Genomic DNA, 21,090 nt, shown 5'->3' on the forward strand with positions numbered 1-21,090 from the left:
CGAGCGCCCCTACGGCGACTCCTGCAACGGCCACACCTCGACGACCCCGTGCGCGACGGCGCAGGGTGAGGCCGAAACGAGCTGTACCGCCTCCTCCAGCGCACGCAGCCGGTCGTCGTGGGCGTGTGCCGCATCCCGCAGCGCGGGGTCGGTGCGGTCGTAGCCTTCCCGGCTGCCATACCCGATGGTCACGAACCTGGCCACAGTGACACCTCCTCCCGCTCGGCTACCCCGCCCGGCGTGGGGCAAACCATCACATCGGGCTGTATGTCCAGACACGGTCCCGGCGGGTTCGCGGGGGTGCGGGACGGGTAGGCGCCGTGCATGAGCACCACCGCGGCTGGATCCTGGCAGACGGGCACGCTGCTCGACGACCGCTATCGGCTTGCCGCGCCCGTCGGCAGCGGCGGCAGCGCCACCGTCTGGCAGGCCCGTGACGAGCGGCTCGGCCGCATGGTCGCCGTGAAGCTGCTCAATCCGCGGTTCGTGGCCGACGAGTGGGCGGTGCAGCGGCTGAGCACCGAGGCGCAGGCCCTGGCCCGGCTGCGGCACCGCCACATCGCCGAGGTGTACGACTTCGGCCTGGACCGCCAGGACGACCGGGTCCCGGTCGCGTTCCTGGTCATGGAGCTGATCGACGGCAGTTCCGTCGGCCAGGCGCTGCACGGCGGGCGAAGCCTGCCCTGGCCGCAGGCCGTCGCGGTCGCCGCGCAGACCGCCGGTGCGCTCGCCGCCGCGCACGCCCGCGGAGTCGTGCACCGCGACATCGCGCCCGGCAACATCCTGCTCACCGGCGACGGCGTGCAGATCATCGACTTCGGCATCTGCGCCTCCACGGGCAGCGACGAGGTCGGCCCGGACGGCAACCTGATCGGCACCCCGGCCTACCTCGCACCCGAACGGGTCGACGGGCAGCCGGTCCAGCCCGCCGCCGACGTGTACGCCCTGGGCGTGCTGCTGTACCGCATGCTCAGCGGCGAGCTGCCCTGGCGGGCCGACACCCCGGTCGGCCTGCTCACCGCGCCGCGTTTCCGGCCGCCGGATCCGTTGCCCGACATCGAGGGCCTGCCCCCGGCCGTCGCGGCGGCGGTGACCGCCTGCCTCGACCGCGATCCCGCCGCCAGGCCCACGGCCGCGCAGCTCGCGCAGACCCTCGGCGAGGTGGACATCGCCGGTCCGGCGGCGGCCGTCGGCGCGGCGCTGCCCGCCGATGCCGCCGCCACCCTGACCCACATCCTGCCCTGGCAGCCGCTTGCCGAACCCGCCGTGCCCCGCCGCCGCGGCCGTACGGTGGCGCTCGCGGCCGGGGTCGCCGGACTCGCCGCAGCCGCCGTCGCGGTATGGGTCCTGAACGGCTCCAAGCCGTCCGAGCCTTCGACGGCGGTGCCCGCCGCCAGCGCCCCGCCCGCGTGCGACGCGACTTTCCAGCTGCGCGACGACACCGGCCGCCGATTCGCGGCGACGGTCACGGTGGTCAACGCCGCCGGGGACACCCGGAGCCCGGCACGGATCTCGTTCGACCTGCCCGGCACGCAGCGCGTCGACACCGACGCGCGGTGGCGGCAGGACGGCCGGACCGTCACCGCCACCGGCACCCGGGAGCTGGCTCCCGACGCCCGGCTGAGCCTGCCCGTCAGCTGGACCTATCAGGAGAGCAATCCGCTGCCGACCGCGTTCCGGCTCGACGGCCGGCCGTGCGCGGCGTCCCTGCTCGGACCGGCGGGCGCGCCCATCACCGGACAGCCGAGCCCGACCGTCCAGGCGCCCGGATCCGCCGAGCCCACCGGCCCGGTGCCGCCGCCGCAGCAGAGCCCCGGAACGGATCCGGAACCGGCTTCACCCAGCCCCGAGCCCAGCCCGACGGAGGCCGCGAGCCCGCCCGCGCCCTCACCGTCCACAGCGGAGGACGGACAGGAGGAGGACGTCACCGGGCAGCCCGCCGCAGGAAGTGGACCGCTGGGCAGACCTTGGTAGCGTCGCACACCCGACGGGCATGTCAGCGGAGCCGGCCGGTCGGACCACGACCGATCGGCGCCGCAGGCAGAACCGATGCTCCGTGCCACCCCCGGCGCGGCGAGTGTGAAGCGAGGTCGCGATGGTCGCCGCCGCCCACAGCCGTGAGGCGCGTGCCCTGGTCACCGAGGCCGCAGACGCGCAGCGTGCCGCCCGGGCGGTGCTCGACGCCGAGCAGCGGCTGCTCGCCGAGATCCGCGGCCTCGCCGACACCCACCGGCGGCAGTCGCTCGACGAGCGCCTGCACCAGGCAGACCTCACCCGGCTGCGGCAGGCGGCGGACGGCAGACTGCGGCTCGGGCCGCTGCAGGCGGCCGGGATCACCACGGTCGGGCAGCTGATCGCCCGGCGCCACCAGCTCCACCAGGTCCCCGGCATCGGGCGGGCCACCGTCGCGCAGCTCGAAGGCGCCATGGAGGCCCTGGCCGCCGAGGTCGAGGCGGAGACCGCGCTGCGCCCCGACCCCGACCGCCGCTCACCGGCCGACACCCACCTGCTGCGCTCGCTGCACCGGCTGCTGCTGGTGCGCCGCCGGGTGCGGCCCGCCCTAGGCCGGGCCGGTGAGCTGCACGACGCCATCGCCGGCCGGATCGAGGCGGCCCGGCGGGCCAACAGCCGCTGGCGCAGCCTGTTCCGTGGCCGCCAGGGCCGCGAGGCGGACCGGGCCGCGCTCGCCGAGCTCGAGGCGGCGCTGCGCTCGCCACGGCTGGAGACCGCCCGGGCCAAGGTGCACGCCGCCGAGGCGGCCCTGGCCAAGGAGCCGACCGATCAGCAGCTGTGGCGCAGGTACCAGGCCGACGCCGCGAGCTACCTGACGCTGCTGGCCGAGGCGACCGGCCGGGAGACCAGCGGGCGGACCGGGCAGCTGCCGTCCGACACCGCCGCCCGCGTCGACCAGCTGCGCCTGGACACCAGCCTGCTGAACTCCAGCCTGCGCGGGTACCAGTCCTTCGGCGCGCGGTTCATGATCGCGCAGCGGCGGGTGATCCTCGGCGACGAGATGGGTCTGGGCAAGACGGTGGAGACCCTCGCCGCCATGTGCCACCTGGCGGCGCAGGGCGAGCGGCACTTCCTGGTCGTCTGCCCGCCGAGCCTGGCCGGCAACTGGATGCACGAGATCCGGCGGCACTGCCGGCTCACCCCGCGCCTGCTGTACGGCGGCGACGCCGCCAAGAACACCGCCGCCTGGCGCACGCACGGCGGTATCGGCGTGACCGCGTACACGGCGCTGGAGCGGCTGGACCTCAAGGGTGTGCAGCTCGCCATGGTGGCGTTCGACGAGGCGCACTACATCAAGAACCCCACCGCCAACCGCACCCGGCGCAGCCGCCGCGTCATCGATCACGCCGAACGGGTGGCCCTGCTCACCGGCACCCCGCTGGAGAACCGGGTGGAGGAGTTCGGCGTGCTCACCGAGCACATCAACCCCGACGTCGCCCGGGAGGCCGCCGCGGCGTCCTCACCGGACGCGTTCCGGCAGGCCATCGCTCCGGCGTACCTGCGCCGCAACCAGTCCGACGTGCTCGACGAGCTGCCCGGCCGGATCGAGACGGTGCAGCCGGTGACGCTGTCCGCCGAGGAGGCCGCCGCCTACCGCAAGGCCGTCTGGGAGGGGCACTTCATGACCATGCGCCGGGCCACCTTCGGTGATCCGACCGGGACGTCGACCAAGCTCGACCACGTCCGCGAGATCGCCGGCGAGGCGCTGGCCGAGGGCCACAAGGTGGTCGTCTTCTCGTACTTCCGCGACGTGCTGACCGCGGTGACGGCGGCGCTGGGCGACCGGGCGCACGGGCCGCTCACCGGTTCCACCCCGCCCCTGCAGCGCCAGCAGGTCATCGACGCGTTCACCGCGAGCCGGAGACCGGCCGTGCTGGTCAGCCAGATCGAGGTCGGTGGCGTCGGCCTCAACCTGCAGACCGCCTCGGTCGTGATCCTGATCGAGCCGCAGTGGAAGCCCAGCACGGAGGAGCAGGCCATCGCCCGCTGCCATCGGATGGGCCAGGTCCGGCCGGTGCAGGTGTTCCGCCTGATCGCCGAGGACACCGTGGACACCAGCATGCGGGAGCTGGTCGCGGGCAAGGCCGCGCTGTTCGACGAGTACGCCCGGCCCAGCGCGGCCAAGGAGGCCAACGCGCAGGCGGTCGACGGCGGCGACGGCACCCGGGCCACCGCCGAGAAGAAGATCATCGAGCAGGAGCGGGCGCGCCTGCGCGAGTCCGGCGACGCCTGAACGGTTAGCGCCGCCGGGCGGCCGGGCATCATGCGGACATGGTCCGAAAGCTGCCGGCTGCCGGGTTCGTGCTCTGCCTCGCCGCATGCGCCGGTGGGCAGGCCGAGCCGCCGGCGCCGGGCGACGGCGAGGCGCTCGTGACGCTGATCAACGAGCGGCGGGCGGAGCTGTCCTGCCCGCCGGTCGCCGCCGACACGCGGCTGGCCGACGCCGCCGCCCGCCACGCGCGGGACATGCTCAGCGACGGCGTACGCGAGCACACCGGTTCCGACGGCAGCACCGCCGGGCAGCGCATCGCCGACAGCGGGTTCACGGCGGCGCGTACCGGCGAGATCCTGTTCTGGGCGCAGGGCACCGGCGATGCGCGGCAGGCGGTCGCCGGCTGGATGGACAGCCCCGGCCACCGCGCGATCATCAGCGACTGCCGGTACACCCACATCGGAGCCGTCGCCCTGACCGCGGGCAGCGAGTACGTGGCCGTGGCCGACTTCGCCACGCCCTGACGCCCGGTCTGCAGCCGGTGACCGGGTGATGTAGTCCGAACGTCGACCCGTGCTCCCTGCCTGGCACTTTACGATGACTATACCTAGAACTACTATGCATCGCACTGCTATGCATAAGACTTCTAGGGTAGGTGGGTGATCATGGGTGTGCGGGAACCGGCTGTGCCGCTGGTGCTGGATGCCGTCGCGGAACGGGAGAGCCACGGGTACGCGATCCTCAAGCGGGTGACCGAGTTGTCCGGTGAGCCGCAATCCTGGCCGGACGGGCGGCTCTACCCGCTGCTGCACCGGCTGGAGCGGCTGGGCCACCTCACGTCGGTCTGGCGGATCACCGAGACCGGCCGCCGCCGCAGGTTCTACCGTGCCGTGGGCGCGTCCGTGTCACATCCGCGGGCTGGGCGGTGCTCAGCAGGTGTGGAACGAGGTGTGGAACCAGCGGGCGGCGCGGCGGTGCTGTCACCGCCCGGCCGGGGCTGGCCGCTGCGGCGCGCCGAGCCCGTGCCCCGGTCACGGCCGGGGACCGTACGGCCCGACCTGGAGCAGGTCTTCCGGGACGCGTACCCGAGGGTCGTCGCGGTCGCCGCGCGGGTGCTCGGCTCCCGCGACGGGGCCGAGGACGTGGCGCAGGAGGTGCTCCTCGGTTTCGGCCGCTCCACGGTCCCGGCCGGGGAGGCGGCCGGCTGGCTGTGCGTCGCCGCGGCGCACACCGCGCTGAACCACCTGCGCGCGGGTCGCCGCCGGGCCACCCGGGAGCGGGCCGTGGGCGGCGACGGGGACTGCCCGGACGTCGCCGACACGGTGGTCGCGCGCGACGAGCAGCGCCGTGTCCGCGCGGCGCTGGCCCGGCTGCCCCGCAAGCAGGCCGTCGCCCTGGTCCTGCGGCACAGCGGCCTCAGCTACGCCGAGGTCGCCGCCGCTCTCGACATGTCACCCGGCAGCGTCGGCACCACGGTCCGCCGCGCCGAGTCCGCCTTGCGTAAGGAGTTGAACCGCGATGCGTCATCCGACTGACGGCACGCTGCGCCGGCTCGTCGACGAGCCCGACGGCGTGACCGCCCCCGACCGCGCCCACGTCACCGCCTGCCCGGCGTGCCAGACCGCACTGGTGCGCGCCCGGCTCGACGCGGCGCTGGCCGCCTCGGTGCTGGACCTGACCGTCGACGTCGACGTCGCCGAGGGCTGGCGTCGCCTCTCGACCGCCACGGCCGGTGCCTCTACCACGGCTGCGGCTGCCGGGCGGCGACGCCGGATCGCGCTGCGCAGCCCCGTGGTCGCCGTCGCCGCCGTCGCCGCCCTGGTGGCGGGGGCCGGGGTCGCCGCTGCCACGGACTGGCTGCCGATCTTCCGCGCCGAGCAGGTCGTCCCGGTGACCGCGTCCGATGCGGACCTGGTCAGCCTGCCGGACCTGTCCGCGTTCGGCGAGTTGCACGTCACCGAGAAGCCTGAGCTGCGCAGGGTCGCCGACGCCGCCGCAGCCGAGCAGGCCACCGGGCTGACCGTGCCGCGGGTGGCCGGGCTGCCGCGCGGCGTGACCGGGGAACCGGTCTACCGCGTCAGCGGCCCGGTGAGCGCCGAGTTCACGTTCTCCGCGGCGAAGGCCGCGCAGTCCGCCACCGCGACCGGCCACGCGCTGCCGCCCGCGCCGCCGGGCCTGGACGGGAGCCGCTTCCGGCTGACCGCCGGACCCGGCCTGCTCGCGGTCTGGTCGAAGGGCCGGGGTGTGCCGACGCTGATGCTGGCCCGTGCCGTCGCGCCCACCGCGTACTCGACCGGCGTGCCGTTCGCGACCGCACGGGACTACCTGCTGTCGCTGCCGATGCTGTCCGAGGACATCGCCGCCCAGCTGCGCGGCTTCACCGGCGACGGCACGACGCTGCCGCTGCTCGTCTCCGGTGAGCGGATGACCAGCACCACCGCCGACGTGAACGGCGTGACCGCTACGGTGCTCACCTCGCGCAACGGGGTCATGGCGGGGGTGGTGTGGGTGGACGGTGGTGTCGTCACCGCGCTGGCCGGTTCGTCGACCCCGGACGAGCTGCTGGCGGCGGCCCGCGAGCTGAGGTGGGACAGGTGAGTCTCGACACCGCTGCGCGGCGGCCCGAGCAGGCCGCTTCCGCGGCCGCGGTGTGGTGCTCGGGTCTGCGCAAGCGATACCGCAGCCGGGTCGCGGTCGACGACGTGTCGTTCACCGTCGGCCGGGGGAGGTGGTCGGGCTGCTCGGGCCGAACGGCGCCGGGAAGACGACCGCGATCAAGATGCTGCTCGGCCTGGTCCGGCCCGACGCGGGCGAGGTGCTGCTGCTCGGGCGGCCGGGTGCCGACCCACGTGCCCGCACCCGGGTCGGCTACCTGCCGGAGCTGTTCCGCTACCAGCCCTGGCTGACCGCGTCGGAGGTGCTGGCCCTGCACGTCCGGCTCGCCGGGGTGGACATCCCGGCCGCCGAGCAGCGGGAGAGCCTCGCGGCGGTCGGCCTCGCGGACCGGGCCGGCGACCGGCTGGGCGGCTTCTCCAAGGGTATGCAGCAGCGCCTGGGCCTGGCCGTGGCGCTGGTCGCCCGACCGGAGCTGATCGTGCTCGACGAGCCGACCAGCGCGCTGGACCCGATCGGCCGCGCCGACGTGCGCGACCTGGTGCTGGAGCTCAAGGCCCGGCAGGTCGCGGTGCTGCTCAACTCGCACCTCATCGGCGAGGTCGAGCGGGTCTGCGACCGGGTCGTCATCCTCGACAAGGGCCGGGTCGCGGCGGCGGGCACCCTCGCCGAGCTGCTCGGGCAGAACGAGCTGCGCCTGCGGCTGGACGCGGTGAGCCCGCAGGCCGAGCAGCGGCTCGCCGCCGCCGGGCCGGTCAGCCGGGACGGGGACGCCGTCACGGTCCAGCTGCCTGCCGACCTCGACCCCGCCACCGTGCCGGACCTCGTCGCCGACCTGGTCGGCCTCGGGGTACGCGTGCACGCCGTCGAACCCGGACGGATCAGCCTGGAGCAGCGGCTGCTGGACATCCTGCGCCACGAGGAGCACGCATGACCGCCAAGATCGTCCTCACCGTCGCCGCGCTCACGTTGCGGGAGGTCGCCCGCCGCCGGGTGCTGCGCGCGCTCGCCGTGCTGACGGCCGTGCTGCTGGGGCTGAGCGCGTGGGGGTTCTCCCGGATCGACGCCGAGTTCGGCGGCCTCACCAGCGGCGAGGCGCTGATGGCGGCCACCATCGTGCTCAACCTGGTGATGTTCGGCCTCAGCCTGATCGCCGCGCTGGGCACCGCGTTCCTCGCCGGGCCCAGCATGGCCGGTGAGATCGAGTCGGGGATCGCGCTGGCGGTGCTGGCCCGGCCCGTACGCCGTGCGGCGGTGCTGCTGGGCAAGTGGCTGGGGCTGGTGGCGTTCGGCAGCGGGTTCGTGCTCGCGGCCGGGTTCGCCCAGCTGCTCATCGTCCGGTTCACCACCGGTTACCAGTCCCCGCAGCCGGTGGCCGGGCTGGTGCTGCTCGCGTTCCAGACGACCGTGCTGCTGACCCTCGGGCTGCTGCTGTCGACCGCGATCTCGCCGATGGCCTCGGGCATCGTCGCCGTCGGACTGTTCGGCGCGGCCTGGGTCGCGGGCGTCGTCGGGGGAGTCGGCACCGCGCTCGGCAATGACAGCGTGGCCCAGGTAGGCACGGTGTCCCGGATGATCCTGCCGACCGACGGCCTGTGGCGCGGCGCGATGTACGCGTTCCAGGACCCGATCCTGCTGTCGCCGCAGCTCATCGGGCACCCGCTGGTCGGCGATGCGCCGCTCACCGGGCCGTATCTCGGCTGGGCCGCGGTCTGGGTCGCCCTCGTGGCCGGGCTCGCGGCACTGGCCTTCCAGCGGCGCGACCTGTGATGCGCGATGCCCTCGCCGGTGCCTGACGGGGTGGGATGGTGAAGCCGGCAAGTGGATCCGCTCGCCGGCTTCACCTATGACGACGCGCGCGAGCGCCGAAAGGTTGCCATCCGGCACGCCCGGTCTGCCTGCTCGCGGCGGCGGCGCCGCAGGAGTTGACATCGGCCGATGTGAACATGATCCTTGGTGGTCAGGTGCGGCGGCGCGCTCCTCGACCGATCCTCTGCCGAGCAGGAGCTTGCCATGCCGTACACCCGCCGCCACGTCCTGCGCCTGGGCACCGCCACGCTGGCCGTCGCCTCCGTCCCCGCGCTCGAGCTGCCCGCGCTCGCCGCCGCCGTCGTCACCGCCGACCTGGTGGTCTACGGCGCGACCTCGGCGGGCATCGCCGCCGCGGTGACGGCCCGGCGGCTGGGCCGCACCGCGCTGATCGTCGAGCCGGGCGCGCACGTCGGCGGCCTGTCCACGGGCGGGCTCGGGATGACCGACAGCGGCGTCAAGACCGCGATCGGCGGCCTGGCCGGGGAGTTCTACCGGCGGGTGTACGCGAAGTACCACGGCACCGCCGTCACTCCGACCTCGCCGGCCCGCTTCACGTTCGAGCCGCACGTCGCCGCGGCGGTCTGCGACGACCTGCTCGCCGAGGCGGGCGTGCCGGTCTACCTGAACAACCGGCTCACCGGCGTCACCCGGGCGGGCAACCGGATCACAGAGCTGGCCTGTGACAACGGCCAGGTGTACCGCGCTGCGATTTACATCGACGCCACCTACGAGGGCGACCTGATGGCGGCGGCCGGGGTCGCCTGGACGGCGGGCCGCGAGGCCAACTCCGTGTACGGCGAGACCATCAACGGGGTGCAGCTGCGCAGCGGGCACCAGTTCGACCGGTTCGTCGACCCGTACGTCACCGCCGGCAGTCCGGGCAGCGGCCTGCTGCCGGGGATCTCGGCGAGCCCGCTCGCGCCCACCGGCAGCGGCGACGCGCGCATCCAGGCGTACAACTTCCGGATGTGCCTGACCCAGGCCGCCGACCGGATCCCGTTCGCCAGGCCGGGCGGCTACGAGGCGATCCGCTACGAACCGCTGGCCCGGCTCGTCCAGGCGGGATACACCGGACCGTTCTTCACCACGCACGCGGTGGGCGGCGGCAAGACGGACTCCAACAACAACGGCGCGTTCTCCACCGACTTCATCGGCGCGAACTACGGCTACCCCACGGCCTCCTACGCAGCGCGGGCCGCGACGGTCGAGGAGCACCGCGTCTACCAGCAGGGCCTCCTGTGGTTCCTGGCGAACGACCCGCGGGTGCCCGCGTCGGTGCGCAGCGCGACCGCCTCCTGGGGCCTGGCGCCCGACGAGTTCACCGGCAACGGCGGCTGGCCCACGCAGCTCTACATCCGCGAGGCCCGCCGGATGGTCTCCGCGAACGTGATGACGGAGGCCGACTGCCGCGGCAGCCGCGTCCCCGCTGACTCGGTCGGCCTGGCCAGCTACACCATGGATTCGCACAACTGCCAGCGCGTGGCGGTGTCCGGCGCGCTGAAGAACGAGGGCGACGTGCAGATCGGCGTGCCGCAGCCCTACCCGATCAGCTACCGCGCGATCGTCCCGTACGAGTCGCAGTGCGCGAACCTGCTGGTGCCGGTGTGCCTGTCCGCCAGCCACATCGCGTACGGCTCGATCCGGATGGAGCCCGTGTTCATGATCCTGGCCCAGTCGGCGGCGACCGCCGCGCACCTGGCGATCACGGCCGGCGCCGCGGTGCAGCAGGTGCCGATCGCGACCCTGCAGGCCCGGCTGCGCGCCGACGGCCAGCTGCTGACCTGGCCGCTCACCACCCCCGGTGAGATCATCGTGGACAGTTCGACCTCGGCCGGGGTGACCCGCGCGGGCGTCTGGCTCAGGTCCACTTCGGTCACCGGCTACTGGGGCCCCGACTACGAGCACGACGACAACGCGAACAAGGGCGTCAACCGGCTGCGCTTCACCCCGGCGATCCCGGCCGCCGGCACCTACCAGGTGTACCTGCGCTGGACCGCCCACCCGAACCGGGCGAGCAACGTGCCGGTCGACGTGTGCGCGAACGGCACGGTCACCACCCGCACCGTCGACCAGCGCAGCGGGGGAGGGCAGTGGGTGTCGCTGGGCGCCTTCACCCTGCCCGCCGGTTCGTCGCCGACGGGTGCGAGCGTCCTGATCCGCACCGAGGCCACCAACGGCTACGTCGTCGCCGACGCGGCCCGGTTCGTCCCGCTCTGACGTCCGGTCACGGGCGGAAACTCGCCCGGTACTGCGTCGGCGTGCGCCCCGTCAGCTCCAGGAACGCCGCGTTGAACGCCGACAGTGAGGTGTAGCCGACACCGAAGGCGATCTTCGTGACCGGGGCGTCGCCCGCGGCCAGCTCCTCGATCGCGCGCAGCACCCGCATCCGGCGCAGGACCGCCTGCCAGGTCAGGCCGGTCTCCTCCGCGAACCGGCGCGCCAGTGACCGCGGCACCAGCCCGACCTCGGCGGCCAGCTCCTCGAACCGGACCTGGCCGCCGAGCCGCTCCTCGGTCAGCCGCAGCGCCCGGCGCAGCTCCGGCGACCGTCCCGCCGGCACCACGACCGGGCTCGGCTGCTCGGCCAGCCGCCAGGTGACGGCCGCGAGCGCGGCGAACAGCGTCCGGGCGTACGCGGGCAGCGGCTCCTCGCTGTCGCCCCAGGTGCTGCACTCGCCCACCAGGGCACGCGCGAGCGGGTTGAGGTCGAACACGGTCAGCGGCGCGGGCGGTGCCGGGGCGAAGCCCGGGTCGAACAGCACCGAAGCGGTCGTGACCGGCGACGGGATGCTCACCTGGATCGGCCGGCCCGCCTCGATCAGCGCGGCGCGTGCGGGCGGCAGCAGCCACGCCTGGCCCTGCGCCTCCAGCCGCAGCGCACCGGCGGAGGCGCAGAGCAGGTAGTGGCGGTCCACGCACAGCTCGCGGGCGGGCTCGGCAGCGAAGTCCCGCACGAAGGCGTACGCCTCACGGGTCATCGGCGGCCTCGCACCCCCACATCCTAGGCGCGGCCGGTCAGCCGACCGTCTCCAGCAGCTCGGCGTGGAAGCGGCGGCTCACCGGAGCCGAGGTCATCATCGGCCGGAGCACCCGGCCCGACCGGGTGAACGACGGCGACTCCAGGTAGCTCGCGAACGACGCCTGGTCGTGCCACTCGTGCACGACGGTGATCGCGGTGTCGTCCTCGCGGGAGGCGTACACCCGGAAGGCGGCGTTGCCGGGCATGGCACGCACCTGGTCGCGCTCGTGGTCCAGCTGGGCGAGGGCGGTCGGGCGGTCGGCGGCGGCCACGGTGAAGTCGACGAGGGCGATGAGCATGCGGGAACCTCCTGATCAGGCCGCGACTGCCGCGGCGGGAACGGCTCCATCCTCTGGCCCGCACCATCCCGCCGGCTCCCGTCAGCCGGACGCGTGCACGCTCGCATCGGACATCATCTCGGCTCCGGACCCGCACGACATGTGGTCGCGGTCCCCGGCTGTCTCAAAACCGAGCGGCGTCGCAAAACTCATCTAGTTTTGATACTGCGATAGACGGTGGCACGCGAGACGCCGAACCGCCGCGCGAGTTCGTCGACCCCCAGGCCGTCCGTCTCCCGCAGGCGGCGGATCTCGGCGGCGTCCTGTGTGGTCAGCACGGCTGGACGCCCGCCCGGCCGGCGGCGCGGACGCAGCGCGGCAGCCGGATTCGGGACCGGTTCCGTCACGCGGTCGGCGCCCACCCCGCCGGCCGCCAGGAGGGTGCGCGCGCCGTCGAGGATCAGCCTGCGCAGTCGCGCCGGTGGCACGTCGTGGAACATCACCACCGGATCGGCGAGCCCGGCTACGACCTGCGCCGCGCGCACGCGTTCGGCCAGCGTCGGGCGCGGACCGCTCACCAGCGTGTTGGCCAGCGCGATGGCGGCCTTGAAGCGGTCGGCGACCGGCGCCTGCACGAGCAGGGTCATGTCGCGGACCAGCATGAGCAGCGTGTCCCGGTGCCGTAGGTGCACGTCGAGGAAGGCCTCGATCGCGCGCTCGCGCACGGATTCCGGGTCGCCGGCGGCCTCGGCCGCGTTGAGCGCCTGTTCCAGCTCGTCGAGCACCGGGGCGGTCAGCTCGCGGAGCAGATCCTCCTTGGCGGCGAAGTGGTAGTAGAGCGCGGCCTTCGTGATGCCGACGCGGTCGGCGATCTCCTGCATCGAGGTCGCCCGGTAGCCGCGTTCGGCGAAGAGCGCCGCCGCCGCTGCCATGATCCGCTGTCTCGTCACGCCGCTACCTACCCATGGTAAGTAATTGTTGTTAGCATTTCGACCATGGGTAAGCCTACGAGGCTCGACGTGTTCTTCGCGAGTGATCGTGGCCTGCTGGCCGGGTGTCTTTACCGGCCGGAGTCCCCGCAGCCGGTGCCGTGCGTGGTGATGTGCTCCGGCTTCGGCAGCACCATGGATCGCCTCTTTCCCTGGGCCGAGGCCTACGCCGAGGCCGGGCTGGCGGCCCTGGTGTTCGACTACGGCGGCTTCGGCCGCAGCGAGGGCGATCCCCGCCAGGTCGTCGACCTCGGCCGGCAACGGGCCGACATCCGGGCGGCGGTGGCCTGTGCCCGCGCCGCCGAGGGCGTCGATCCTGATCGCATCGTGCTCTGGGGGAACTCGCTCGGCGGCGCGCATGCCGTCGTCGTCGCGGCCGGCGATGCGCGGATCGCGGCCGTCGTGGCGCAGATCCCGTTCAACGGGTTCCCGCGGCGGGTCGCGGGACGGTCGACGGCGCAGACCCTGCGCCTCCTGGCGGCCATCGTCGCGGACGCGCTGCGGGGCAGACTCGGCCTGTCTCCGCACTACATCCCACTCGTCGCGCCGCCGGGCGAGGTGGCGGTCACCAACGCGGCCGAGGCAGCGGCCCACATCAGCACGCTGTCCGGCGGGGACACCCTGTGGCGCAACCTGGTCGCGCCCCGCGGCATCCTGCAGATGATGCGTTACCACCCGGACCGGGCGGCCGCGCGGCTGACGGTGCCGCTGCTGGTCTGCCTCGCGGCCGACGACGCTGAGACGCCCGTGGAGCTGAGCCGCCGGCTGGCCGACCGCGCGCGGCGCGGCACGCTGAAGCTGTACCCGGGCACCCACTTCTCGTTCTACGCCGATGCGCGCACCCGGCAGGCCGTCGCCGCGGACCAGATCCGGTTCCTGGACGATGTGCTCGCAGCTGCCGAAGGGGCAGGCCGTGCGTCCCACACCGACGAGCCCTAGGAGAGACATGCTCTACGGCCGAGCTGCGGAGCAGGAGACGGTCGAACGGCTGCTGCGCGACGTGACGAGCGGTCGCCCCCGAGCCCTGATCGTGCGCGGCGAGGCAGGCATCGGCAAGTCGGCGCTCCTGGAGTACGCGGCGGCGAGCACACCGGCGCGGGTGCTGCGGGTGACCGGTGTCCAGTCCGAGGCCGACCTGCCGTTCGCGGCCCTGCACGTGCTGCTGCGCCCGCTCCTGGACCGGGTTGCGGCACTGCCGCCGCAGCAGTCGGACGCCCTGCTGGGTGCGCTGGGGCTGGGCTCCACCAACCGCGGGGACCGGTTCCTGGTCGGACTGGCGACGCTCAGCCTGCTCGTCGAGGTGTCGGCGACGACACCGCTGTTGTGCCTGATCGACGACGCGCACTGGCTGGACGGCGAATCGGCCGACGCCCTGCTGTTCGCCGCGCGGCGGCTCGGCGCCGAGAGCGTGGCCATGCTGTTCGCCACGCGCGAGTCCGAACGGGACTTCTCCGCACGCGGCCTGCCGGACCTGCGGTTGGGACGGCTGGAACCCGAAGCGGCCGGCCGGATCGTCGCCGAGCACGCCGCGGACCTGCCCCCGGCCGTGCGCGACCAGCTCGTGGCGGAGGCGCAGGGCAATCCGCTGGCGCTGGTGGAGCTGCCCTCGATGCTCACCGCCGAGCACCGCTTCGGCGGCAACGCGCCGCTGTCGCTCTCCTTCGGCACCGCGACGCCGGTGCTCGACCGGGTCTTCACCGGGTTCCGGGACCGTGTCGAGGAGCTGCCCGAGGCCACGCGGGCCTGCCTGCTCGTGGCCGCCCTCGACGACCGCGGCGATCTCGGTGTGCTGGCCGCCGCGCTGGAACCGCTCGGCGCCCGGCTCGACGACTTCGCCGCCGCCGAACGGGCGGGACTGGTCCGGGTCGGGGTGTCGAGTGTGGCGTTCCGCCACCCGCTGGTGCGCACCGCGGTGGTGCTGGCCGGTGATGTGGCGGCCCGGATGGCCGCGCACCGTGCCCTGGCCGCGGCGGTCGACGGCGACCGGCGCGCGTGGCACCTGGCGGCCGTCACCCCGTGCCCCGACGACGCGGTGGCCGACGACCTGGAAGACCTGGCCCTGCGCGCCCAGCGGCGCGGCGGGCAGGCGGCGGTGTCGGCGGCCTACGCCCGCGCGGCCGAGCTGTCCGCCGATCCCGCCGTGGCCGCGCGCCGCCGGATCGCCGCGGCGTCGGCGGCGATCGAAGCGGGACTGTGGCGACGCGCCGGTGAACTGGTCGGTGAAGCCCGGCGCCGGACCGTGCCGCTGGCGCCCGCCGTCCTGGCCGAGCTCGCGATGGTCCGGGCCAAGCTGGAGGCCGAGGCGGGGCGGCCGCTCGCGGCGGTGCGGCTGCTGCACGAGGCGGCGGCCAAGGTCACCGAGCTGCCGACCCTGCTCTCGCTGCTCAGCGTCGCCAGCTACCTCACCTGGTCGAGCGCACGTCATCCCGACCAGCTCGCACTGGCGCGCCGCACCGAGGAGCTGAGCCCGCCGGGCGACGGTCCCGCCGCCGCGCTGCGCGGCATCAACAGCGGATTCCGGCGGATATTGGAGGGCGACGCGGTGACCACCTACAGCTATCCGAAGCTGCGGGACGGCGTCACCTCCATGCCGGTCGAGCTGCGCATGCTCGTCGTCCAGCACGCCCTCGTCCGCGCCGACTCCGACGGCATGTCCGACTACGCCGAGGCGATGGCCGAGGAGTGCCGCACCCAGGGACGGCTCGGTCGCCTGCCCCAGGCCTTGACGGTCCGGGCCATCGCCGAGATCCTCGGCGGCCGGCACCGCTCCGCGCGGGCCACCGTGGCGCAGGCCGCCTCCCTCGCCGCCGACGTAGGGCAGCCCATGTGGTCCGGCTATCTGGCCGGCATGCATGCCTGGCTGGCCGCGGCCGCGGGCGCGGAGCAGGAGTGCCTGGCGTCGGGAGCCGAGGCGCTGCGCGACGCCGAACGCCGGGCGTGGATGCCCGGCGGCTGCTGGGCCGAGTACGCGCGCGTGCTGCTCGACCTCGGTGCGGGCAGGTACGAGGCCGTCCTCGAGCGGCTGGATCACGCGGCGACAGGGCCGTCGCGGCACGCGTTCGTGTGGCGGTACACGTGGCCCGACTACGTCGAGGCGGCCGCGCGAGTGGGGCAGCCGGACCGTGCGGTGCCGCTGCTGAGCCGCTACGCGGAGTGGGTGACCGCCACCGGCCAGGACGGGCCGCGTGCGGTGCTGGACCGCGCCCGGGCGCTGCTCGCCGCCGACGACGAGGCCGACGCCCACTACCAGCGGGCACTGGAGCTGCACAGCCGGGCCAGGCAGCCCTTCGACGAGGCCCGCACCCGCCTGCTGTACGGGGAGTGGCTGCGCCGCCAGCAACGCCGCGCCGCCGCCAGGGCGCAGCTCGAGGCCGCCCGCGAAGCCTTCGATGCCCTGGACGCGGCGCCGTGGTCGGCCCGGGCGGCGACGGAACTGCGCGCCGCCGGCGTCTCACTGCCCGACCGCGCCGGCGCCGGCGACCTGCTGGCCGAGTTGACCGCGCAGGAGCTCCAGGTGGTCCGCCTCGCGATGACCGGAGCGTCCAATCGCCAGATCGGCGCGCAGCTGTTTCTCAGCCCGCGGACGGTCGCCTCCCACCTCTACAAGGCGTTCCCCAAGCTGGGTGTCACCTCGCGCGCGGAACTGTCCCGGCTGGCGCCGCTCAGCTAGTCCCGCGCTGGAGCCGGCGGTAGACGATCGGCTGGGCCGCGATCCCGTTGGCCTTGAAGTTCGCCAGCACGAAGCTGCGGAAACTCGGCCGGAAGAGCAGGCTCGGCAGGAACGTCGGCACCGTCGGCCAGCTCCCATGGTTGATGATCCCGTAGTCGGCGGGTTCGCCGTCCAGGGGACGCATCAGCGCCGAGTTCGGCAACGAGGTCTTCGCCTGGAACCACCCCGCCGTGTACTCCCACACCTTCAGCAGCGTGTCCCGATCGTCGGCGTAGAAGTAGTTGAACAGGAACGCATGGTCCGGGCCGTGGTCGACGTCGCCGAGCCGGGCGGCGTTGCCCGCCACCACCTCGTGGGTACGCCGAGACGCATTGCGCGCGATCTCCGCCACCTGCTGGTAGGCGGCGCTCTCCCGCAGGGCCAGGGCGTCGCCGACCGAGGCGGTGCGGAACAGCACGGCGACGTCATAGCGCGCGGGGTGCAGGCCACGGGCGGTCAGCAGTTCGTCACCCTCGCCGGGCGCACGCAGGATCGCACGGAACACCGTGACCTCTCGGGCGTCGGCGCCCGCAGCCGCTTCATGCAGGCGCACCGCGAGCGGGACGTGCCCGGACGGGAAGTAGCCGCGCCACCGTCCCGCTTCGGCGGCGAGCATGAGAAAGCCGTCGTCGGTCGGGGGCAGCAGGCGGGCCTTCACGGCCAGCTCATCGCGGATCAGCTTCATGGCGCAGACGCTAACGGCCCAGGGGCGGGCCGCGCCTCTGTCGCATGACTGATGCGAACGGAACACACATCAGTCATCCAACGGAGGCGAACGGATCCACGGCCTTCATAGGGTCTGAGGCCATGAACGCAGTCAACCGACCCGAGCCCTACTCCGCGATCATCATGGCCGTGCTGGCCGCCGCCTTCAGCACCTGGGCGCTGCTCACCGTGCCGGTGCAGGGAGCCGCAGTCCTCGCCGCCGCGAGCGTCCTGGCCTGGAGCGGCTGGATCACCTTCAGCTACGCCCGCCCCGTGCGGTCGCGCAGGGTCATCGCCGTCTACCTGCTCGCGGTGGGCTTCCAGCTGATCCACATGGCGGAGGAGTACACCGGCGGCTTCCCGCACGAGATCGTCGAACTGTTCGACTCCCCACGTGACTGGCCGGAGAACGAGTTCCTGCTGGTCTTCGTCTTCGGGTTCGGCGCGCTCTACTTCTTCGCCGGAGCCGGCGCGCTCTACCAGATCCGCGTGGCGAACTTCTTCCTCTGGTGGTACGCCCTCGGCGCCGGCCTGCTGAACGGGATCGCGCACTTCGTCTTTCCGATCATCAAGGGCGGCTACTTCCCCGGCCTGTATACCGCGGGCGGGCATCTGATCATGAGCGCCCTGCTCATCTACTTCCTCGTCCGCGAGAACCGCGAGCTCAAGGCCGCGGAGCAGGCGGAACCCGCGGCGGCGACGCCGGTCGCCTGAGCGGGCGCGCCGGATTCCGAACCCACCCGAGTCGTGAACGGAAGGATCCAGTATGTCGAAAACCGTCCTGGTGACCGGTGCGTCCACCGGAATCGGCCGCGCCACCGCACTGCTGCTGGCACGGGAAGGGTTCACCGTCTTCGCCGGGGTTCGCAAGGACGCCGACGGAGCGGCGCTCGGCCGCTCGGTCACTCCGATCAGGCTGGACGTCACCGATGCGGGACAGATCGCCGCCGCGGCCGAACGTGTGGGCCGGCTCGACGCCCTGGTCAACAACGCCGGCATCGGGGTCACCGGGCCGCTGGAGTTCGTTCCGCTGGACGCGCTGCGCCGGCAGTACGAGGTCAACGTGTTCGGCCAGGTGGCCGTGACGCAGGCCATGCTGCCGATGCTGCGCGCCTCGCGGGGGCGGGTCGTCACCGTCGGCTCGGTGGGCAGCTGGATCACCCTGCCGTTCGGCGGCCCGCTGTGCTCCTCCAAGCACGCCATCCGCTCGCTCAACGACGCCCTGCGCATGGAGGTCAGGCCCTGGGGGATTCGCGCGGTGCTCATCGAACCCGGCTCGATCCACAGCGACGCCGTCGACAAGCTGGAGGAAGAGGTGGCGCCCCGGCTGGAGTCGATCGGGCCCGAGGGCCGCCGGCTCTATGGCGCCGCGTACCGCACGATGACGAGCGCGAGCCTCCGGGAGGAGCGATCGGGATCCAGCCCCGACGTGGTCGCCCGGGCCGTCCTGCACGCGCTGGTGGCTCGCAGGCCCCGGTCGCGCTATCCGGTCGGCAGGAGGTCACGGCTGATGAGCACCCTCGGCCGGATCCTTCCGCAGTACACCCTCGACACCATCCGCCTGCGGGCACTCGGCCTGTCCTGAACGGAGCCCACCATGATCCAGCTCGCCGGAGCCGACGCGCTCGTCGCCCTGGACCCCGTGTTCGCCCAGCTCGCCGTCGGGGTCGGCCGGCATCTGTGGGGCCTGCCCCACCTGACCGTGCGCGAGAAGGCGTTCATCTGCCTGACCGCGGACCTCTGCCACCCGCACCTGGGCACGCCGCTCGCCATGCACGTGCAGACGGCGCTGTCCCACGGCGTCGAGCCCGAGGCGATCCGGGAGCTGTACCGGCATCTCGCGCCCTACGTCGGCTACCCGATCCTCGTGCCCGCTTTCCAGCGCCTCGGCGAACTCGGCCTGCCTCCGGCCCGGGACACCGAGCCGGTCACCGCGGCGGTGCTGGACGGGGCGCTGGCGCGCACCGTCGGCGACCTGGCGAGAATCGACCGCCGGCTGGCGGCGTTCACCGAGGAGCAGCTTGCCCAGCGGTGGGCCCGGCCGCACCTGAGCGTCCGGGAGCGCGCCCTCTCCTGCCTGGTGGTGGACGTCTTGTACCAGACGCTGGGCGAGTCGTTGCGGCTGCACGCGGCGCTCGCCAGGAATGCGGGCGCCACCGACGAGACCCTGCGCGACCTGCTACGCGGGGTGGCGGAGTTCGGGCTGCCCCGGGCCTGGGCCGCCGCCCGTGCGCTCGGACTGGACGGCCAAGGCCCGCGCTAGGCGGAACGAGGCGGCGCGGATCCCCGCGCCGCCTCGCCCGGCTCCTACCTGACCGCGGCTACCCCGTCCGGGGTCGCGAACAGGCGGTAGGAGCCCACGACATCGAGCTGTTCGATCACCGGCGGGCCGTCCACGAAACCCTGCAGCTGCTGCAGGAACTGCCCGAACTCCGGGATCTCCTGCCGCGGGTCCGCCCTGCCGTCCGCCAGCTCCAGCAGGATCACGAAGGTGCCCGTGTCGGCGACACGGGTCGACGCGTACCGGATGCCGTCGGGGCGCACGCGTGCCAGCGCCGCGAACAACTCCCGCGCTGCCGCCTGGGCCTGCTCGAGGGCGTCGGCCCGGACCTGCTGGCGTACCATCGTCACGCTCATCTCGTCCTCCTCGGTCAGCCGCTACGCGGCATCTCGCTTCTCGTGCCCATGACGAGCCAGGAGCCGGGAATGTGACAGCGATCGAGGCGCGGCTCGGAAGGAAGCCAGGTCATGCCGGTGCATCCGGGCCACGCCGGCCGGTGACCTTCGACGCCGGAAGACGGCCCGCTCTGGCCAGCCCGGTCATCTCGTCGCCGTCGACGGTGACCTCGAAGGCGAGGTTCAGCCGCATCGGCCGGGTGATCGACTGAGCCCAGGTAAGCCTTGTTCCCTGCTGCTCCAAGCCGGTCAGTGCGACTTGCTCGCCGTGCCGGACGTCGCGCATGACGCCGGACAGCCCGTTCGCGTCTCGGGTCAGGGTCAGGATCGTGTGCTGGCGGCCGAGAGGTGTGTGGATCGACAGCTCCCATGCGCCTTCGACGGGGTGGGTCATGGTCACACCGCCGCCACCGGGCGGCGCCAGACCGTGCCGCGCCGCTCGTGGGCGAACAGCCGCTCCACGGCCAGCGCCGTCTGCGGGCCGAACTCGCGCTCCAGCAGGTACAGCCCCAGGTCCAGGCCGGAGGTGACCCCGGCGGCGGTGACCAGGTCGCCGTCGTCGACCACACGGGCGTCGACGGGCACCGCACCGGTCGCGCCGAGCAGGTCCAGGCCCAGGTGGTGGGTGGTCGCGGGACGGTTCTCGAGCAGACCGGCCATGGCCAGGATCATCGAGCCGCCGCACACGGTGGCGACGGTGACGCCGTCCCGGCCGAGCGCCTGGGCGAGCAGCGCGGGCAGCCGGGTGTCGAGCGTGCGGCCGAGCAGCACCGGGATGCTGTCGTCGGCGGGTTCACCGTCGCCGGGCAGCTGACCGGCTGCTCCGGGTACGACGATGAGGTCGGCGCGGTGCGGGTCGAGCTGGGCGGTGGCGCGCAGGGTCAGCAGGCCGAGGCCGCTGGGCACCTCACGCGGGCCTTCCGCGCTGACCAGCTCGACGGTGACGGTGTGCTCGGTGAGCTCACCGGCGGCGGCGAGGACCTCGCAGGGGGCGATGACATCGAGCGGATCGAATCCGTCGAAGAGAACGAACTGGGCAAGCATCGTGAATCAGACCTCCTTGGA

21 protein-coding genes are annotated in these 21,090 nt (G+C 73.6%); 13 read left to right on the forward strand and 8 right to left on the reverse strand.

Annotated elements, in window-relative coordinates; all coding sequences use genetic code 11:
• Positions 1–9: 9 nt before the first annotated feature.
• Positions 10–204 carry a hypothetical protein gene (locus CS0771_RS21975; protein ID WP_212842749.1) on the reverse strand — a complete coding sequence of 65 codons (195 nt, stop codon included), beginning with the start codon at positions 202–204 and terminating at the stop codon, positions 10–12.
• A gap of 120 nt (positions 205–324) precedes the next feature.
• Here CS0771_RS21975 and CS0771_RS21980 point away from each other — a divergent pair, with 120 nt between their 5' ends.
• The 8 genes from CS0771_RS21980 (at position 325) to CS0771_RS22020 (ending at position 10,867) form a co-directional block, all read left to right on the forward strand.
• On the forward strand, positions 325–1,974 hold the full coding sequence (locus CS0771_RS21980; protein WP_212842750.1) for a serine/threonine-protein kinase: 1,650 nt from the start codon (positions 325–327) through the stop codon (positions 1,972–1,974).
• A gap of 121 nt (positions 1,975–2,095) precedes the next feature.
• Entirely contained in the window at positions 2,096–4,246 is a 2,151-nt protein-coding gene (locus tag CS0771_RS21985) for a DEAD/DEAH box helicase (RefSeq protein WP_212842751.1), read from the forward strand.
• 38 nt (positions 4,247–4,284) lie between these two features.
• Positions 4,285–4,749 (forward strand): CAP domain-containing protein, encoded by a 465-nt coding sequence (locus tag CS0771_RS21990; RefSeq protein WP_212842752.1) that lies wholly within the window; start codon positions 4,285–4,287, stop codon positions 4,747–4,749.
• A gap of 141 nt (positions 4,750–4,890) precedes the next feature.
• Complete coding sequence (locus CS0771_RS22000; protein ID WP_244870944.1) at positions 4,891–5,760, forward strand: sigma-70 family RNA polymerase sigma factor; 870 nt, start codon at positions 4,891–4,893, stop codon at positions 5,758–5,760.
• Entirely contained in the window at positions 5,744–6,823 is a 1,080-nt protein-coding gene (locus CS0771_RS22005) for a hypothetical protein (protein ID WP_212842753.1), read from the forward strand. The genes CS0771_RS22000 and CS0771_RS22005 overlap by 17 nt, the downstream gene beginning before the upstream one ends.
• A 130-nt stretch (positions 6,824–6,953) precedes the next feature.
• Complete coding sequence (locus tag CS0771_RS22010) at positions 6,954–7,772, forward strand: ABC transporter ATP-binding protein (protein ID WP_212842754.1); 819 nt, start codon at positions 6,954–6,956, stop codon at positions 7,770–7,772.
• On the forward strand, positions 7,769–8,608 hold the full coding sequence (locus CS0771_RS22015; protein WP_212842755.1) for an ABC transporter permease: 840 nt from the start codon (positions 7,769–7,771) through the stop codon (positions 8,606–8,608). Before CS0771_RS22010 ends, CS0771_RS22015 begins: the two co-directional genes overlap by 4 nt.
• Before the next feature lie 243 nt (positions 8,609–8,851).
• On the forward strand, positions 8,852–10,867 hold the full coding sequence (locus tag CS0771_RS22020; RefSeq protein WP_212842756.1) for an FAD-dependent oxidoreductase: 2,016 nt from the start codon (positions 8,852–8,854) through the stop codon (positions 10,865–10,867).
• A 7-nt stretch (positions 10,868–10,874) separates the two neighbouring features.
• Here CS0771_RS22020 and CS0771_RS22025 read toward each other — a convergent pair whose 3' ends face one another.
• The 3 genes from CS0771_RS22025 to CS0771_RS22035 form a co-directional block, all read right to left on the reverse strand.
• Positions 10,875–11,627: an AraC family transcriptional regulator gene (locus tag CS0771_RS22025; protein ID WP_212842757.1), complete on the reverse strand. Its 753-nt coding sequence runs from the start codon at positions 11,625–11,627 to the stop codon at positions 10,875–10,877.
• Between the two features lie 37 nt (positions 11,628–11,664).
• A complete protein-coding gene (locus CS0771_RS22030; RefSeq protein WP_212842758.1) occupies positions 11,665–11,967 on the reverse strand; it encodes a putative quinol monooxygenase in 303 nt (100 codons plus the stop codon).
• 188 nt (positions 11,968–12,155) lie between these two features.
• Positions 12,156–12,896: a TetR family transcriptional regulator gene (locus CS0771_RS22035; protein WP_212842759.1), complete on the reverse strand. Its 741-nt coding sequence runs from the start codon at positions 12,894–12,896 to the stop codon at positions 12,156–12,158.
• 45 nt (positions 12,897–12,941) lie between these two features.
• On the opposite strand from CS0771_RS22035, the gene CS0771_RS22040 reads away from it, so the two are divergent.
• Together CS0771_RS22040 and CS0771_RS22045 are read left to right on the forward strand one after the other, a co-directional pair.
• Positions 12,942–13,874: an alpha/beta hydrolase gene (locus CS0771_RS22040; RefSeq protein WP_212842760.1), complete on the forward strand. Its 933-nt coding sequence runs from the start codon at positions 12,942–12,944 to the stop codon at positions 13,872–13,874.
• 7 nt (positions 13,875–13,881) lie between these two features.
• A complete protein-coding gene (locus CS0771_RS22045; protein ID WP_212842761.1) occupies positions 13,882–16,605 on the forward strand; it encodes an AAA family ATPase in 2,724 nt (907 codons plus the stop codon).
• Here the strand turns inward: CS0771_RS22045 and CS0771_RS22050 are convergent.
• Positions 16,598–17,329 (reverse strand): hypothetical protein, encoded by a 732-nt coding sequence (locus tag CS0771_RS22050; RefSeq protein ID WP_212842762.1) that lies wholly within the window; start codon positions 17,327–17,329, stop codon positions 16,598–16,600. The two genes, CS0771_RS22045 and CS0771_RS22050, sit on opposite strands and share 8 nt — an antisense overlap.
• Before the next feature lie 122 nt (positions 17,330–17,451).
• On the opposite strand from CS0771_RS22050, the gene CS0771_RS22055 reads away from it, so the two are divergent.
• From CS0771_RS22055 to CS0771_RS22065, 3 genes are read left to right on the forward strand one after another with little or no spacing between them, the layout of a single operon-like run.
• Positions 17,452–18,063, forward strand: coding sequence for an HXXEE domain-containing protein (locus tag CS0771_RS22055; RefSeq protein WP_212842763.1), 612 nt, complete (start codon positions 17,452–17,454; stop codon positions 18,061–18,063).
• 52 nt (positions 18,064–18,115) lie between these two features.
• Positions 18,116–18,934 (forward strand): SDR family oxidoreductase, encoded by an 819-nt coding sequence (locus CS0771_RS22060; protein WP_212842764.1) that lies wholly within the window; start codon positions 18,116–18,118, stop codon positions 18,932–18,934.
• Between the two features lie 12 nt (positions 18,935–18,946).
• Complete coding sequence (locus tag CS0771_RS22065; RefSeq protein ID WP_212842765.1) at positions 18,947–19,612, forward strand: carboxymuconolactone decarboxylase family protein; 666 nt, start codon at positions 18,947–18,949, stop codon at positions 19,610–19,612.
• 44 nt (positions 19,613–19,656) lie between these two features.
• On the opposite strand, the gene CS0771_RS22070 is transcribed toward CS0771_RS22065, so the two are convergent.
• The 3 genes from CS0771_RS22070 to CS0771_RS22080 form a co-directional block, all read right to left on the reverse strand.
• A complete protein-coding gene (locus CS0771_RS22070; RefSeq protein ID WP_212842766.1) occupies positions 19,657–19,986 on the reverse strand; it encodes a hypothetical protein in 330 nt (109 codons plus the stop codon).
• A gap of 109 nt (positions 19,987–20,095) precedes the next feature.
• Entirely contained in the window at positions 20,096–20,419 is a 324-nt protein-coding gene (locus CS0771_RS22075) for a hypothetical protein (RefSeq protein WP_212842767.1), read from the reverse strand.
• 2 nt (positions 20,420–20,421) lie between these two features.
• Entirely contained in the window at positions 20,422–21,069 is a 648-nt protein-coding gene (locus CS0771_RS22080) for a DJ-1/PfpI family protein (protein WP_212842768.1), read from the reverse strand.
• Between the last annotated feature and the right edge of the window lie 21 nt (positions 21,070–21,090).

Origin of the sequence: Catellatospora sp. IY07-71 (genome assembly GCF_018326265.1) — a bacterium.
In the GTDB taxonomy this organism is placed as follows: domain Bacteria; phylum Actinomycetota; class Actinomycetes; order Mycobacteriales; family Micromonosporaceae; genus Catellatospora.

What these genes read in the sequence shown, in the direction of transcription:
- CS0771_RS22070 (WP_212842766.1), bottom strand. Translation starts at nt 19,986, where the DNA reads ATGAGCGTGACGATGGTACGCCAGCAGGTCCGGGCCGACGCCCTCGAG.
- CS0771_RS22075 (WP_212842767.1), bottom strand. Translation starts at nt 20,419, where the DNA reads ATGACCCACCCCGTCGAAGGCGCATGGGAGCTGTCGATCCACACACCT.
- CS0771_RS22050 (WP_212842762.1), bottom strand. Translation starts at nt 17,329, where the DNA reads ATGAAGCTGATCCGCGATGAGCTGGCCGTGAAGGCCCGCCTGCTGCCC.
- CS0771_RS22025 (WP_212842757.1), bottom strand. Translation starts at nt 11,627, where the DNA reads ATGACCCGTGAGGCGTACGCCTTCGTGCGGGACTTCGCTGCCGAGCCC.
- CS0771_RS22080 (WP_212842768.1), bottom strand. Translation starts at nt 21,069, where the DNA reads ATGCTTGCCCAGTTCGTTCTCTTCGACGGATTCGATCCGCTCGATGTC.
- CS0771_RS22030 (WP_212842758.1), bottom strand. Translation starts at nt 11,967, where the DNA reads ATGCTCATCGCCCTCGTCGACTTCACCGTGGCCGCCGCCGACCGCCCG.
- CS0771_RS22040 (WP_212842760.1), top strand. Translation starts at nt 12,942, where the DNA reads ATGGGTAAGCCTACGAGGCTCGACGTGTTCTTCGCGAGTGATCGTGGC.
- CS0771_RS22020 (WP_212842756.1), top strand. Translation starts at nt 8,852, where the DNA reads ATGCCGTACACCCGCCGCCACGTCCTGCGCCTGGGCACCGCCACGCTG.
- CS0771_RS21980 (WP_212842750.1), top strand. Translation starts at nt 325, where the DNA reads ATGAGCACCACCGCGGCTGGATCCTGGCAGACGGGCACGCTGCTCGAC.
- CS0771_RS22015 (WP_212842755.1), top strand. Translation starts at nt 7,769, where the DNA reads ATGACCGCCAAGATCGTCCTCACCGTCGCCGCGCTCACGTTGCGGGAG.
- CS0771_RS22045 (WP_212842761.1), top strand. Translation starts at nt 13,882, where the DNA reads ATGCTCTACGGCCGAGCTGCGGAGCAGGAGACGGTCGAACGGCTGCTG.
- CS0771_RS21985 (WP_212842751.1), top strand. Translation starts at nt 2,096, where the DNA reads ATGGTCGCCGCCGCCCACAGCCGTGAGGCGCGTGCCCTGGTCACCGAG.
- CS0771_RS22000 (WP_244870944.1), top strand. Translation starts at nt 4,891, where the DNA reads ATGGGTGTGCGGGAACCGGCTGTGCCGCTGGTGCTGGATGCCGTCGCG.
- CS0771_RS22060 (WP_212842764.1), top strand. Translation starts at nt 18,116, where the DNA reads ATGTCGAAAACCGTCCTGGTGACCGGTGCGTCCACCGGAATCGGCCGC.
- CS0771_RS22055 (WP_212842763.1), top strand. Translation starts at nt 17,452, where the DNA reads ATGAACGCAGTCAACCGACCCGAGCCCTACTCCGCGATCATCATGGCC.
- CS0771_RS22005 (WP_212842753.1), top strand. Translation starts at nt 5,744, where the DNA reads ATGCGTCATCCGACTGACGGCACGCTGCGCCGGCTCGTCGACGAGCCC.
- CS0771_RS22065 (WP_212842765.1), top strand. Translation starts at nt 18,947, where the DNA reads ATGATCCAGCTCGCCGGAGCCGACGCGCTCGTCGCCCTGGACCCCGTG.
- CS0771_RS21990 (WP_212842752.1), top strand. Translation starts at nt 4,285, where the DNA reads ATGGTCCGAAAGCTGCCGGCTGCCGGGTTCGTGCTCTGCCTCGCCGCA.